Origin of the sequence: Pseudoalteromonas sp. P1-13-1a (genome assembly GCF_001401875.1) — a bacterium.
Classification (GTDB): domain Bacteria; phylum Pseudomonadota; class Gammaproteobacteria; order Enterobacterales; family Alteromonadaceae; genus Pseudoalteromonas.
Window position 1 is genome coordinate 1 of record NZ_LKDV01000041.1, and the last position, 15,233, is coordinate 15,233.

Below are 15,233 nucleotides of genomic sequence, written 5' to 3' on the forward strand. Positions count from 1 at the left end.
ACTTAAATTGAGATTTATTAACTAAATTACACTCTAAAAATAATTATGTTTTTTATTAGGTAAATTTCTTAAACAACGAGAAATCGCTTACAAACATCTATTACAGTAAGTGATTTGAAGCGGTAATTAGCCTAGTTATTAAAACGTATACTTTTTGCTTTAAACATATGGTCGAAAATGAGATGCCCTGATGAAGATTAACGGCTTTGACTTAATATGCTTGTGTAGTGGCAGCGTTAACTTGTCCAACTTTATAGATGTTCATCGGTAAAACTTATAATTAAATATTTACTGGTATTTTACTTTGTGGGAAAATAGCCACCCTCTTAGGGGAGTAGCCTGCTCATTAGTGAGTAAACTTATCAACATAATTGCACCTCATGTGCATGGTAAGTTTGTAATGTTGTAGCAAGCATTATCGGCAAGACCTAGGTAGACACTATCCTCATGGCGGGAGATAGTTGTTTGCCTCGGTTTAATATTTCCCGCCAAAAGACTAAAATTTATGGATATTTTCTTAACCTCTACCGTAACTGTCGCTCTTGCTGAAATAGGCGATAAAACCCAACTTTTATCTTTACTCTTAGCAGCCCGCTTTCATAATAAAATAGCGCTTATTTTAGGTATTCTCGCTGCAACAATAATTAATCATGGTTTATCTGCTTGGTTTGGTGATTGGCTAAGTGGGAACTTTGTCGTGGAATACTTACCTTGGATAGTGAATTCAAGCTTTATTGTAGTGGGTCTTTGGCTACTTATTCCAGATAAGGATGAAGAAGTGAGCCACAAATATGACTGCTATGGCGCGTTTGTAGTAGCTTTAATCTTATTTTTTATTGCTGAAATTGGTGACAAAACACAAATCGCAACCGTATTGCTTGGTGCGCAATATCAATCAGTACTATGGGTTACCATAGGGACAACGGTAGGAATGTTAATTGCTAATGTCCCTATTATATACGTTGGTAAAGCTTTGTTACAAAGAATTCCACTAAAAACAGTAAGAGCTATTGCGGCCAGTGTTTTTGTGATATTGGGTATTCATGGCTTAATGACGATATATTGATAAAGTAACGTTGAAATCAAGCGCAAACGCTTACATAACACTATACAAGTGACTGTAAGCGTTTTAATAGTGTCAATTGTAAACAACTTTAATACTATATTAGTCCTTAAATTTACTATTAAATTTTCGTAATTTCAGATCATAGTGGCGTTTAATAAAATAGCCAATGTTCAAAACTTGTTATTTAGAGCCTAAGCAACAGCTAAAATCGCCACCTGGTAACATGGAATCCAACACATTAAAAACCCGATTGTAGTGTTTGCGCTGATTTATTTAAGCTGTACCTCTTTAATGTGCTATTTACAGACTACTATCTTAGGTTTATCTCGAATTAAATGAAGCTATCATAGGTGAAAAATTATATCTCCATTTTTTATTGACCTTCACTGCAACCGTTTATAGCGATACCATTCATTACATCGACGCATCCTCACTCAGGCACACCCCAATAAATAAGTACTTTATTGAGGTTCTGACAAAAGCCCTAAAAACATCAGAACCCGAGTTTGGAAAATTTAATCTAAGCCCAATAGACACCCTAATTAGCCAAGTGGACTTCCCAGCTTTGACTTGGCACCTGCTTAGAACCTTAAAGTGCAAAACGGAAGTAAACTTCCGTTTGTAAGCCTGCATTGCAATATTTCGGAAGCAAACTTCCGTTTCTAGGGCTTCGTAGCTAGTTCTCAGAAATATACTTCTGTTTTTTGAAAGCGTTAACTTAGATAGCTTTATGAGTCACTATTGGGGTCTTATTTGAGCGAGAAACAGACGGTCGATCAAACTCATTTTTGGACATAAATGAGTTAGAGCCGAAGGACGGCTCTGTGCCATAAGCCGACCTTGAGACACATAAAGATTAAGACTGCAAAGATACGAAAGCGGAAGTTAGCTTTGGCCTGTTTAACGACAAATATTCCGACAAAGCAGTCATGACTATTAGTTTATTGTTAAATCTAATCTTTCTTTTCGTTCATCTACTCAATAACCCCACGCTAAACGTGACTTTAGCGTGGGGTTAGAGTTCACAGTCATTTTATCTGGATAGCTCTTTTATTTTTTTCTCTGAAAACCAGCGATATAAAACAGGTAAAACAAATAATGTTAACAGTGTTGCAGTTACCAAGCCGCCAACAATAACACTCGCTAAGGGGCGCTGTATTTCTGCACCAACACCATTAGACATTAACATCGGTATCAAACCTAAAGCTGATGTTATAGCAGTCATAAGTACAGGTCTTAATCTTGAAGTAGCGCCTTCAAAAACGGCTTTAGATGCTTCTAGACCGTCTTTAATACGTTGGTTGATACTTTCTACCATAACGACCCCATTCAATACCGCTACACCAAATAAGGTAATAAAGCCAACGGAGCTTGGTACAGACAAGTATTGTCCAGATAAATATAAGGAGAAAACTCCGCCAATTACAGCAAGCGGCACGTTGACCAATATCAGCATAGCTTGACCAACAGAACCAAAGGCAAAGTAAAGTAGTAGTGCGATTAGTGCTAACGATAAAGGTACAACTATAGCTAACCTATTTTGAGCACGTTTTTGACTTTCGAACTGGCCGCCAATCGAAACAGAATAACCTGAAGGTAAGTCAACCTTTTCAGCAATTACCGTTCTGATATCGGCAACCACGCTTCCCATATCTCGATTTTGTACATTTGCTTGGATAACGACTCTTCGTTGTACATCATCGCGTCTAACTTGTGGTGGGCCTGACTCAAATGAGACTGAGGCTACGTCACCCAGTCGCACCCAAGCACCAGTAGGTGATTGAAGCCGAATATCAGCAATAGCTTCTTTGTTACTTCGGTACTCTTCCTCTATGCGAACGTAAATATCATAACGTTCATTACCATTGATTATTTGTCCGGCTTCAACACCACCAATACCATCACGCACAACCTCCATTATGTCACTCACAGACAATCCAAAGCGCGATAGTTCTTGCCTGTTAGGACTTATCACCAATTGCGCTTCACCAGCAATTTGCTCCAATGCAACATCCCTTGCACCTTCAATGTTTTTAATTGCTGTTTCTATTTCTTGACCTTTAGCCGCCAGTACCTCAAGTTCAGGCCCAAACAACTTTATCGCCAACTGAGCCTTAACACCAGATAGTAGCTCATCGACACGAGTCGCAATAGGTTGAGAAAAGTTGAGTAGCAACCCAGGGAATTCTTCTAAAGATCTCTCCATTTTTCCTTGAAGTTCATATCGATTAGATGCACTGGTCCACTCAGAAACAGGCTTCAACCCTATGTAAATTTCGATGTTATTCACAGGCTCTGGGTCTCCACCTATTTCTGCTCGACCAATTCGGCTTAATGCATAGGTTACTTCAGGGAAAGCCATTAGTTTTTCTTCTAGAATTGGTGCCACAGTGAGCGCGGTATCTAAACTGGAAGAAGGTGCAAGCGTTGCTCTTAAGTTTATCGTCCCTTCTTCTAACTCAGGTACAAATTCAGTACCAATTAATGGAACTAATGCAAAGGCAGAGAAAACTAATATAAGTGCGGCTGAAATGACTAATTTGGTGCGTTTTAGTGCGAATGTAAGCCCTTTTCTGTAGAGTTTGTCTAATGGCCTAAGAACAAAGCTTTCCCTCTCTTTTACACCTGACTTAAATAAATAAGTAGCTAAAGCGGGTACAACAAACAACGCAACCACAATAGCAGATATAACAGCTAAAATGATGCTTATTGCCATAGGTTGAAATAACTTTGCCTCAACACCTTCAAAGCTAAATAAAGGCGTAAATACGACTAAAATAATAGAAGCTGCAAAAAATACGGGACGAGCCACTTCTTTACCCGCATTTTGAAGACGTAACTTAATACCATGCTCATCTTGTTCTACATCATGTGGATCAGTATCAGCACTAGGCACTCTTTCTTTTACAGTTTTTAAATGGGTAGAGTCTGGTCTATTTAAATGCTTAAACATGTTTTCAACCATCACGACTGAACCATCAACTAGCATACCAATGGCTACGGCAATGCCACCCAATGACATAAGGTTTGCAGAAATGCCCCACCAAGCCATGATCATTAACGCGATACCAATTGAAATTGGAATAGATATTAGGACAAGGAAGGTTGCACGTATATTCATTAAAAATAGTGCTAATACAATACAGATGAAAATAAATGCTAGTAATAGTGCATCAACTACTGTATCAACGGCTTTTTCAATCAAATCAGCCTGATCATAAAATGGTTCAAAGCGAACACCTTTAGGCAATGCTTGATTAATTAATGGGATTCTTGCATTGATACCATCAATGGTGGCTTTAGTATTAGACCCCATGCGTTTTAAGACAATGCCAGAGACAACTTCACCTAAATTTTCGACTTTACCGTCTTCGGTTTTGCGCGTCATTGTGACAGCACCTTGACGAATTTCACTGCCCATTTCAACTTTAGCAATATCCGAAACCGTCACAACTGTCCCATCAACTGTTTTGACGGGAACTTGTTTGATATTACTAATACCAGCGTCACCACTTTCAAACCAACCTGCACCTCTAATAACAAGCTGCTCTTGCCCACGGTTCATATACCATCCGCCAACATTGGCATTGTTGTTATCTAGGGCACCAACAACGTCTTCTTGCGTTAGGTTATAAGAAAGAAGCTTAGATGGATCTACATTTACTTGGTACTGCCTAACAATACCTCCAAAGGAGAGTACATCAGTAACACCATCGACAGGCATAACGAGTAATTTTACTACCCAATCATTGAGACTCCTGAGTGCCATAGCATCATAGCCTGCATCTTTATCTGAAATAAGAAGGTACTGAAATACTTGGCCTAGCCCTGAGGTGTTTGGCCCCATTTCGGGTGTGCCGACACCTTCTGGTATCAGTTCTTTTGCGGCTTGAAGACGCTCAAATACAAGTTGTCTTGCAAAGTAAATGTCGGTGCCTTCTTTGAAAACAACCGTGACGCCAGACAAGCCTGTTTTAGAAATTGAGCGCACTTGTTCTACATCAGGTAAGGCATACATGACCGCTTCAATGGGGTACGTAATGAGTTGTTCAACTTCTTCAGCAGCTAGTCCTGGCGCTTCAGTATTTACAGCAACTTGAACATTAGTAACATCAGGAAAGGCATCTAAATTTAGTTTTGGTATAACCATAATTGCGCCGACAATTGTGGCAAACAGCGCAATCAAAATCAGGAGTCTATTATTAACAGACCAATCTATTATTTTATTAAACATAGTCTTGCTCCTTAGTGGTTATGCGGATCAAATCCGCCTTTAGCGATTTCAGAAGCAACAAAAAATGCGCCTTTGGTTACAATTCGCGTCCCACTATCAAGGCCAATGATTTCCCTAAAATCACCTAAGGCTCGGCCTAGTTCTACTTCTACAGCTTTAAATTCTCCAGGGTGGTCTTCGACAAATACGGTCCAATCACCATCTGCGCTGCGGATCAATGCTTCTTCTGGCACAGCCATCACTTTCTGCTTTGTGGCAAACTGAAAGTAAACTTTTACAAACATACCTGAATGAAGGTTATCATCAGCATTCTGTACCCCCAATCTAATAATTCTTGTACGAGTTACGGGATCAATTGTATGGGCTTCTTGGATAACTTTGGCATTGTAACTCTGGCCTTCTAATTTAAGTACCGCAGGAGAATCAATTGATAAATTTAGCTTTTTATTTGGAGAAACTTTTGCTTCAACCCATAGTTGTTTTTCATCAGCTAACAACATGACTGAATCCCCAGCATCAACACGTTGCCCTTGGATAAAGTCGTCTTGAAGCACGACACCTTCACGGTGCGCCGTTAATGCATATTGCCCAAATGCTTTAATGTCTTTGTTAGAAATACCATTTATTGCTTTTTCAGTTAACCCTAAAGCAATGAGCTTGCCATAGCTCGCATTGTATGTTGTTTCAGCTTGTAATAATCGACTTTCACTCACCGTCTTATTACCCAGCTTTTTTACACGTTGCCATTCGGTTGAAGCGATTAAATAGTCAGCTTGTGCTTGTGCCATTGCTTCACTAAATAATGTAACTAACTTCTGACCTATTTCTACATACTCGCCAAGCGCTGCATGGCGACTGATAATGACTGACTCTGTACGTGGTGATACCACATAACTTTTATAGCCATTAGCTTTTATTTCGCCAGGTGCATATACGGAGCTAAATTGATATTCAGGCTTAACACTTTCCACTTTAATTTTAGCAAGCGACATCTTCTTTGGATCAATAGTGATACCTTCTTCATGTTCTTCTTCTCCCTCTTTATTACCACCTTCATGGCCGTGCTCGTCATGGTCACCTTTATCTTCTTCATGTCCCTTTTCGTGTTCATGCTCATCTTGATGTTCTTTTTCTTCTTGTTTCGAAACGTTTGTGACAGAACCAGTTCCATCTGACGACTGTGCAAAAGCATCATGATTTGTAGTAAACCCAACTAACAGGCTGCTAATTACTACGGCTAAAAATTTTTTACTAATTACTGTATTCATTTTTGTAACCTATATTTTTAATAAATTTAAGATTTCGTTTTTCGCTACTGAAAAAACAAAGCGCTCAAATCTCAAATTTGGATAACTGACCCATACTTAAAATGAAGGATATTTCTGCAAGCTTGAATTGATTTTCCAAACGTATTCCTGCATGAAGCCCTTCCGCACGTTGATTTAATGCAAGTAAGTAGTCAGAAGTATTAATATCACCAGCTTGCCAGCGCTTATTTAATAAGTTTTCGCTGCTATCTAATCTGCCTTTTGTCAGTTTTTGCCATTGCTCATAATATTTTCTACTGACATTAAGCGATTCATAATTAGCTTTTGCTTCAAAAGACTGCTTTCGATATACCGACTGAAAATTCGCCTCGGCTGCAATGGCTTCTGAATAAGCGGCTTTAACATTATCTGTATAGTTATTTCTGATGTTTAAAGGCATTGAAAAAGTCACACCAACCAAGTCTTCATCTCCACTTTTCCCTGCGCTAACGCCAATGGTTGGATTAGCTTTAGATTCCATAGTGGTTAGTTGAGCTTTAGATTGTTGTCCCTTCCATTTCGCTCTAGCAAGTTTAACTTTTGGATGTTCCTCAACCCACTGGGAGTTAAATGAGTAGCTTGTTGCTCCAAAAGTAAATGAAAACAAATTGGTAGTATTAGGCGTCCAATCAGGCAATAACTCCTGAACCTTTACCTCTGCATTTTTCAAAGCAATTTGAGACTCAGATATTTCACTAAAAATTTGCGACAAGTTTAAATAGACTAGCTCAGCGTCAAGTGGCTCTAGAAGTCCAGCTTTTCGTTTGTCTTCAACAATTCCAACGAGCGTTTGCAATTGCTCTTCTCTTTCTGAAAGTAACTGAGCAGCTTTTTTTGCTGCTTGCCAATTAACTAATGCAGTTAAGGCATTAGCCTTTTTAGAATCGAGTAGAGATAACAATTGTTGCTGGTTTGCATAAACATCAATTTCACCAATGGTTTTATTTGTTGATTGCTTATCCCAAAAATCTATCGTTTGACTGATACCAATAGAGTAATTATCAAAATCACCTTCTTTTTCATAGCTTGCTTCAAGCTCTGGGTTATATACGGCTTGAGTTAAGCTTTTGGCTCTATGATTACTTGCATTAAGTAACTCTTTAGCCGCAACAACTTCGGGATCTTTATTTATTTGACTATCTAGCCATGAAATACTTTTCTGTTTGCCATAAGTGGCAACTGAAAAACTCACAGCCATGCATAAAGACAGGGTTAAACCTGTATTTTTTAAAAATATATACATAAAACTTCTTAATTTTTTAATTTATAAACACGAACCCTTTATCCTTCTCATGGACAAATAGGTCATTAAAAATCAATCTAATTAAGAAATGGGTGGGCGAAGTATCGCTTCAAGGTAAGTATTTGTTTGATCAATTTGATAAGGCGTTTTATTGATAATGTTTAGTTTGCCCGTGGTATTTGAATTACTGACTAAAATCCAAGATAAGTGGCTGCCACTGCAATGACCGCAGTGATGACAATCTTTTTCATTATGCTGCTCATCACCTACATTATCATTTGAGACATTTCGATCATCTGCATGATCATGTTGAGTTTGAAGGTGCTCTATATCTATTTGGTGATTCTCAGATGTTGAGGATGCTACAGCAGTTAACGATTGTAAAACAATCGAAATAACCAAGAGCATTTTTAGTACAACATTAAGGTTCAAAGTTATCACCAGTTAAATATAGTATTTAAAATACTAGCAGAAACTATTTTCTTAAACTAGCTTTTCAATTCAGTTTCCACGCTTTTACATTAAATAATTTTTTATTTGACTCTATAGCCACTATAGATTTTATACTTATTTTAATATTATTACGGAGTGTTAAATATGTCAGAAAAATGTAGTGGTCAGTGTCAATCATCTTCTACCAATGAAGATGTAAAAATTGATACACAATTAGATAACTATAGTGGCGCGTTTGTCAGTACATTTAAAGTACCTCAAATGGACTGTCCTTCAGAAGAGAGATTGATTAGGTTAGCACTTGACTCAATTGAGCCTTCAGTTGGGTTGCAATTTGATATTCCTAGCCGTTTAGTCAAGGTTTTTCATGATGAAAATTTAGATGAGATAACAAAAAAATTACAACAACTCAATCTCGGTGCAGAGTTGGCATCAACTAAAGAAAGTTGCAGCACCGAAGCTGCAAAAGCAAAAGATCTAGCCCAAAAAAATGAGATGAAAGAAGCATCAACGCTAAAATGGTTGTTAGCCATTAATGGAGTCATGTTTTTTATAGAAGTAATTGCTGGGATTATTGCGCAATCTGCTGGCCTTATTGCCGACTCATTAGATATGTTTGCTGATGCTGCTGTTTATGGTTTAGCTATATATGCTGTCGGTAAAAGCATAAGCATGAAACTTAGAGCGGCACATATATCTGGTGTACTTCAAATTATTCTAGCGCTAGGTGCTTTGAGTGAAGTCGTAAGACGCTTTATTTACGGTAGTGAACCTATCTCTTCTTTAATGATGATATTTGGTGGAATAGCACTAATCGCTAACATTGCTTGTCTGTTTTTAATATTTGGCAACAAAGAAGACGGCGCTCATATGAAAGCGAGTTGGATTTTTTCCGCAAATGACGTAATCGCAAACGTAGGTGTAATCTTAGCTGGCTTATTAGTTACAGTAACTAGCAGCCGTTATCCAGATTTAGTGATTGGTTTGATTATTGCTGTTGTCGTTTTAAACGGTGCTCGCCGCATCTTACAGCTAAAGTCTTAAGTAGAAAGTAGTTAAAAGAATGCACCCGTCATATTTTAAACCATATATATCATACGTGATAATGATTTTAATCGCGGTGCAGTCTGTGTTTTTTTCGCAAGAAGAGATTGAAGGAAACTTAATTGAAAGTTCTTTTAATATATCACTAACTGAGTCTATTACCCCGCTAAAAGCTCCTGAAAGCTCTAATTTATTTGAGGAGGGTAATAGCCAAACTTTAATTGATAATTGTAATTTTTGTTGCTGCTGTCAGTTATTTTTAAATACAGATTCTTCTTGTAATATTTTACAAGCAATAGAATATTTCCCTACCTACGCCTTAGTTTCCCCTGAGCTAAAAGGCTATATCTCGGTGCCATTCCGCCCACCTAAATACGCCTAAATTTTATAGAAAATTAAGAAAGGTCAAATGTTAATGACCTAAATATCACATATAAATTTATAGGAAAGTATACATGGCACTTAATACCTGTGTGCATCGCAAGATAGCAATTTTAAGGTGTGTAACACCTCGGCTTAAATATATCGCGTTTCTCGCTTTGTCACTTTTTACATTTAATGTTTATGCCTTTGAGAAGCAGTTAAACCTTCAAGAGGCAATTCAGTGGACGCTTAAACAAAATCCAGAACTTAAAATATTTGATTTCAAGCAAACGGCATTAATTGGACGAGAACAAATCGCAAGTTTAAATCCTGCTTATGAACTAGAGCTTGAAGCTGAGAACTTTGCAGGCTCAGGTGAATTTAATACATTCGACAGTGCTGAATTAACAGTCGCTCTATCTTCGGTTATCGAAATGGGAGATAAACGCTCAGCGCGGATTGGAATTGTTTCAAAATCAAGAACACTACTCACTGCTGAAAAAGAAGTCTCTGCGCTTAATTTAATGGCTCAAGTCACTGAGAAGTACGTGGAAGTACTTGCAGCCCAACAAAGAGTTATATTGGCAGAAAATGCTTTGAGCTTAGCACAAGAAACCTTAGAGATTGTATCTCAGCGTAACCGCGCAGGTGCTACTCCTGAGGCTGAAGTGAAACGCTCAAAAGCAGTTATTGCTCAGGCTAACCTCACCCTTCAATCTGAACAAAAGCGCTTGGAATATCTAAAGCTTTCTTTATCAGCTTACTGGGGAGAAACATCAGTGTCATTCTCTAGAGTAACTGGAGATCTGTTTCAGTTTGGCAATGATAGTGATTTTAGTAGTCTCTTTGCGAAATTAGAGAAAAACCCTGCTATTCAAGTTTATGCAAGTGAGCAGCGACTAAAAGAGGCCGAGTTACAGTTGGCTAAAACAGAGTCAACGGCCAATATCAAATGGTCTGTTGGTGTTAGGCGCTCTCAAGAAGCCAATGATACGGCACTGGTCGCTGGCTTTAGCTTACCTTTGTTTGCTGAAAAGCGAAATTCTGGCGCAATCGCTAGTGCGCTAGCAGAGCGTGACCAAGTTGCCATAGAGAAAGAGGCGACTAAGTTAAGATTTAGAAATCACTTACTACGAGCATACTCCAATAGAAAACAAGCCATATTAACAGCTAATTCATTAAAGCAGTCGGTTATCCCAATGCTTGAAGATGCACTGGAAGATACTCAAGACGCCTATCAAAAAGGTCGATATGGATATCTTGATTATGTATCGGCTAGACAAGAGCTGTTAAATGCTCGGCGAACCCTTATTGACGCGGCATCTGCTGCCCTAATTTATGGCGCAGAGATAGAAAAACTAACAAACGAAGCGCTGTCACTCTAAATAAACATCACTTTAAGTTTAATAACAATTTATTGATTCAGTGATTAACTGAATCGTTTAGGAATTCAAAATGAAAAACTATTTACTCGCACTATTGATTTTTATTGGGTATCTATCACCCATTCAAAGTGTTTTCGCTAGTGAAGATGAACATGAAGGCGAAGAAGGCATAAGCAAAATCGACAATAACATGGCAAAAAAGGTTGGTGTTGAAACAGCCTATTTAGCTTCAAAAACGTTGAACCAAACTATCCCTGTATACGGCTCTACGACGATAGGCGCTGAACAATTATTTCAAGTTAGCGCTAGATATAACGGCGTTATAAAGACAATAAACTTCACTGTTGGTGATACGGTAAAAAAAGGCGATCTATTAGCCGTTATTGAATCTAATGAGAGCTTAAATACTTATAAAATAACATCGCCTGTTTCTGGGACTGTTTTACAGCGAAATGGAAATATTGGCGGTATCACGCAAAACACTAGCTTGTTTGAAATCGTCAAATTTGACACCTTGTGGGCTGAATTTAAGGTGTTTACCAGCCAATATAATCAAATCAAAGTCGGTCAGCATGTTGATATTGAGCAAGGTGAACACGCATTCAGTTCAGTCATCACTAATATTATTCCAGCTAAAGATCAGCCTTATGTTTTAGCACGGGTACGATTAAACAACACTGAGTTAAAGCTAACGTCAGGTCAATTATTAAAAGGCAACGTAAAGATAAACCAATTTGAGGTGGATTTAGCGGTCGAGAAAGTTGCCATACAAGAGCTAGGTGGACAATTAGGTGTCTTTGTAAAAGAAAATGAAGAGTACGAGTTTGCACCACTTGTCCTTGGTCGTTCAGACAAAAACTATATCGAGGTCATTGATGGCCTCAGTAAAGACGCTGAATATGTAAACAAAAACAGTTATCTGATTAAAGCAGATATCTTGAAATCTGAAGTAGAAGACGACGATTAGGAGACGCAATATGATTGAATCAATTTTGCGTCTTGCAATAAATAGGCGCTATTTAGTATTAAGCTTGCTGATGGTAATCATCGGCGTTGGTATGTGGAGTTATCAAAAACTTCCCATTGATGCTGTTCCAGATATAACAAACGTACAGGTACAAATAAATACCTCTGCCCCCGGTTATTCACCTTTAGAAGCGGAGCAAAGGGTAACTTTTCCAGTAGAAAACGCATTAGCTGGACTACCAAAGCTGTCTCACACCCGCTCTCTTTCAAGATATGGTTTATCCCAGGTGACCGTTATCTTTGAAGAGGGAACCGATATTTATTTCGCACGCAACTTAATCAATGCAAGATTAGCTGCGATAAAAGGCGTTATTCCCTCTGGCTTAGAGCCAGAGATGGGTCCTATTTCCACAGGGCTTGGTGAAATATTTATGTATACCGTACAAGCTTCTCCTGACGCTAAAATGCCTAATGGAGAGCCTTATACCGCTATTGCCTTAAGAGAAATACAAGACTGGATCATTAAACCGCAATTGGCTCAAGTTAAAGGCGTCATTGAGGTCAACAGCATCGGCGGCTATAACAAGCAGTATCATATAACGCCGAAACCCGAAAAATTACTTTTTCATCAGGTAAGCTTTGAAGACGTTTCTGATGCATTACGTAAAAATAATGATAACCGTGGCGCGGGTTATATTGAGCAAAACGGACAACAAGTGTTAGTGCGCTCCATCGGGCAACTTGCGACAATGGATGAAATCCTCAATGTCATCATCAAAAAGAACGATGGTATTCCTGTAAAAATAAGTGATGTTGCCAATGTTGCTATAGGCAAAGAACTTAGAACAGGGGCTGCTACTCGTAATGGCATTGAGACAGTGCTTGGTACAACCATGATGCTGATTGGTGAGAATTCTCGCACCGTTGCTTTAGAAGTGGAACATAAGCTCAGCGAAATACAAAAATCTCTGCCAAAGGGCATTACCGCAGAGCCTGTTTACGACAGAACAACGTTAGTAGATAAAGCGATTGCAACCGTTACCAAAAACCTCGTTGAAGGTGCGCTTTTAGTTATTGTTGTGTTATTTATTCTACTTGGAAATTTACGTGCAGCTCTCATTACCGCTGCTGTTATCCCTATTTCCATGTTAATGACAATCACAGGTATGGTGCAAGCAGGAGTATCTGCCAATTTAATGAGTCTCGGCGCATTGGACTTTGGCTTGATAGTGGACGGGGCTGTAATCATCGTTGAAAACTCTGTCCGTAGGTTAGCACAGGCCCAACACAACGGTCATAGGCAAGACTTAAGAGAACGCCTAAATACCGTTTTTGAAGCCACTTCAGAAGTGATACGTCCAAGCTTGTTTGGTGTGGCAATTATCACTGTTGTTTACATCCCCATTTTCACGCTAACTGGCGTTGAAGGGAAAATGTTCCACCCTATGGCGGCAACTGTCGTTATGGCGTTAATTTCCGCAATGATCCTTTCAGTTACACTGGTTCCTGCTGCTGTAGCTGTGTTTATGAAAGGTAAAATCAGCGAAAAAGAAAGTGTAGTTATTCGTTCAACCAAGTCTATTTATGAACCATTGTTAAAAATGGCGATGAAATTTCGTTGGATTATTGTTTCATTCTCAACGCTGTTAATGGGGTATAGCCTTTGGTTAGCAACTACGCTTGGGACAGAATTTGTTCCTCAATTAAATGAAGGTGATATTGCACTACAGGCATTAAGAATTCCATCGACTGGCCTAGAGCAATCAGTAGAAATGCAAGAAGTACTTGAGCAACGTATTAAAGCGTTTCCTGAAGTTGATAAAGTATTCTCGCGCATTGGCACACCAGAAGTAGCAACCGACCCAATGCCACCGAGTATTGCTGATATCTTTGTTATTTTAAAACCACGTAAAGAATGGGCCGAACCTTCAAAACCAAAAAGTGAATTAGTTGAAGAAATGGAAAAAGTACTGAAAAACATTCCAGGCAACAACTATGAATTCACTCAGCCTATTCAAATGCGTTTCAATGAATTGATTTCTGGCGTTAGAGCTGATGTCGGCATCAAAATATTTGGTGATGATTTGGATCGGTTATTACTTACCGCAAAAGATATTCTAAATATTGTGAAAACCGTGGATGGTGCCGCTGATGCTCGAATAGAACAGGTCACAGGTGTTCCATCTTTATCAGTAATTCCTAAACGAGAAGCGCTTGGTAGGTATGGATTGAACGTTACCGAATTGCAAGACTGGGTTGCCACTGCGATTGGCGGTGAATCTGCGGGGATCATTTATGAAGGTGACAGACGGTTTGAGTTAGTTGTTCGCCTACCAGAGCAAATAAGAACGGATATCGATAGCTTGAAGCATCTGCCGCTTCCACTTGAGAATGGTAACTATGTGCCAATTGAAGAAGTTGCAGAGCTTAAATCAGAGTCTTTACCCGCGCAGATTAGCCGAGAGAACGGAAAAAGAAGAGTTGTGGTTACCGTCAATGTTCGTGGTAGAGATTTAGGCGGTTTTGTAAAAGAAGTTAAAGCTAAAATTAATCAGGAAGGAGAAATTCCAGCAGGATACTGGCTTGATTATGGTGGAACGTTTGAACAACTAGAATCAGCAAGTAAGCGATTAAGCCTAGTTGTACCGATAACATTGGTTGTTATCCTAGGTATTTTGATTATAGCATTTGGTTCATTAAAAGATGCATTAATCATTTTCAGTGGCGTGCCTTTAGCATTAACAGGGGGCGTATTTTCACTTTATTTAAGAGACATGCCCTTATCAATTTCGGCAGGTGTCGGCTTCATTGCATTGTCAGGTGTCGCAGTATTAAATGGCTTGGTTATGTTGGCTTTTATTCGAGATCTTTGGCATGAAAAAGGCGACCTATACGTAGCGATCATTGAAGGTGCCATCATTCGTTTAAGACCTATTTTAATGACGGCACTGGTCGCAAGTTTAGGTTTTATTCCAATGGCGTTAAACACTGGAATTGGTGCAGAAGTACAACGACCACTAGCAACAGTTGTTATCGGCGGTATTGTATCTTCTACCATTTTAACTTTGTTTGTATTGCCTATTTTATATCAATGGGCGCATGGCGCTGAGAGTAACAAACAGCAATCCGACGAAATCTAAAAGCAAAAAAGCAGCTTAATTACTAAGTTATG

At 38.8% G+C, this 15,233-nt stretch carries 10 protein-coding genes and 1 riboswitch; of the genes, 6 read left to right on the forward strand and 4 right to left on the reverse strand.

Translation table 11 applies throughout. The annotated features are described in order from the left end of the window. Window positions 1-317: 317 nt before the first annotated feature. Window positions 318-419: riboswitch (yybP-ykoY riboswitch) on the forward strand. An 86-nt stretch (window positions 420-505) separates the two neighbouring features. Beyond that, window positions 506-1,066: a TMEM165/GDT1 family protein gene (locus AN391_RS18005; protein WP_055016676.1), complete on the forward strand. Its 561-nt coding sequence runs from the start codon at window positions 506-508 to the stop codon at window positions 1,064-1,066. 1,033 nt (window positions 1,067-2,099) lie between these two features. On the opposite strand, the gene AN391_RS18010 is transcribed toward AN391_RS18005, so the two are convergent. From AN391_RS18010 to AN391_RS18025, 4 genes are all read right to left on the reverse strand, one after another. Continuing rightward, complete coding sequence (locus tag AN391_RS18010; protein ID WP_004588883.1) at window positions 2,100-5,300, reverse strand: efflux RND transporter permease subunit; 3,201 nt, start codon at window positions 5,298-5,300, stop codon at window positions 2,100-2,102. Window positions 5,301-5,311: 11 nt separating this feature from the next. Further along, window positions 5,312-6,568, reverse strand: coding sequence for an efflux RND transporter periplasmic adaptor subunit (locus AN391_RS18015; protein WP_010388432.1), 1,257 nt, complete (start codon window positions 6,566-6,568; stop codon window positions 5,312-5,314). Window positions 6,569-6,632: 64 nt separating this feature from the next. Continuing rightward, a complete protein-coding gene (locus tag AN391_RS18020; RefSeq protein WP_010388430.1) occupies window positions 6,633-7,850 on the reverse strand; it encodes a TolC family protein in 1,218 nt (405 codons plus the stop codon). 81 nt (window positions 7,851-7,931) lie between these two features. Next, the gene (locus AN391_RS18025) at window positions 7,932-8,291 is read right to left on the reverse strand and encodes a hypothetical protein (RefSeq protein ID WP_227006932.1); all 360 of its coding nucleotides are present in this window, start codon (window positions 8,289-8,291) and stop codon (window positions 7,932-7,934) included. Window positions 8,292-8,447: 156 nt separating this feature from the next. On the opposite strand from AN391_RS18025, the gene AN391_RS18030 reads away from it, so the two are divergent. From AN391_RS18030 to AN391_RS18050, 5 genes are all read left to right on the forward strand, one after another. Then, window positions 8,448-9,347, forward strand: coding sequence for a cation transporter (locus tag AN391_RS18030; protein WP_002962256.1), 900 nt, complete (start codon window positions 8,448-8,450; stop codon window positions 9,345-9,347). Between the two features lie 61 nt (window positions 9,348-9,408). Continuing rightward, on the forward strand, window positions 9,409-9,729 hold the full coding sequence (locus AN391_RS18035; RefSeq protein WP_024598538.1) for a hypothetical protein: 321 nt from the start codon (window positions 9,409-9,411) through the stop codon (window positions 9,727-9,729). A 73-nt stretch (window positions 9,730-9,802) separates the two neighbouring features. After that, entirely contained in the window at window positions 9,803-11,095 is a 1,293-nt protein-coding gene (locus tag AN391_RS18040) for a TolC family protein (protein ID WP_002962255.1), read from the forward strand. Between the two features lie 70 nt (window positions 11,096-11,165). Further along, window positions 11,166-12,062 carry an efflux RND transporter periplasmic adaptor subunit gene (locus AN391_RS18045; protein WP_002962254.1) on the forward strand — a complete coding sequence of 299 codons (897 nt, stop codon included), beginning with the start codon at window positions 11,166-11,168 and terminating at the stop codon, window positions 12,060-12,062. 10 nt (window positions 12,063-12,072) lie between these two features. Next, window positions 12,073-15,201 (forward strand): efflux RND transporter permease subunit, encoded by a 3,129-nt coding sequence (locus AN391_RS18050; protein WP_002962253.1) that lies wholly within the window; start codon window positions 12,073-12,075, stop codon window positions 15,199-15,201. The last annotated feature ends 32 nt before the right edge of the window (window positions 15,202-15,233 follow it).

What these genes read in the sequence shown, in the direction of transcription:
- AN391_RS18030 (WP_002962256.1), top strand. Translation starts at nt 8,448, where the DNA reads ATGTCAGAAAAATGTAGTGGTCAGTGTCAATCATCTTCTACCAATGAA.
- AN391_RS18005 (WP_055016676.1), top strand. Translation starts at nt 506, where the DNA reads ATGGATATTTTCTTAACCTCTACCGTAACTGTCGCTCTTGCTGAAATA.
- AN391_RS18050 (WP_002962253.1), top strand. Translation starts at nt 12,073, where the DNA reads ATGATTGAATCAATTTTGCGTCTTGCAATAAATAGGCGCTATTTAGTA.
- AN391_RS18035 (WP_024598538.1), top strand. Translation starts at nt 9,409, where the DNA reads ATGATTTTAATCGCGGTGCAGTCTGTGTTTTTTTCGCAAGAAGAGATT.
- AN391_RS18010 (WP_004588883.1), bottom strand. Translation starts at nt 5,300, where the DNA reads ATGTTTAATAAAATAATAGATTGGTCTGTTAATAATAGACTCCTGATT.
- AN391_RS18045 (WP_002962254.1), top strand. Translation starts at nt 11,166, where the DNA reads ATGAAAAACTATTTACTCGCACTATTGATTTTTATTGGGTATCTATCA.
- AN391_RS18040 (WP_002962255.1), top strand. Translation starts at nt 9,803, where the DNA reads ATGGCACTTAATACCTGTGTGCATCGCAAGATAGCAATTTTAAGGTGT.
- AN391_RS18015 (WP_010388432.1), bottom strand. Translation starts at nt 6,568, where the DNA reads ATGAATACAGTAATTAGTAAAAAATTTTTAGCCGTAGTAATTAGCAGC.
- AN391_RS18020 (WP_010388430.1), bottom strand. Translation starts at nt 7,850, where the DNA reads ATGTATATATTTTTAAAAAATACAGGTTTAACCCTGTCTTTATGCATG.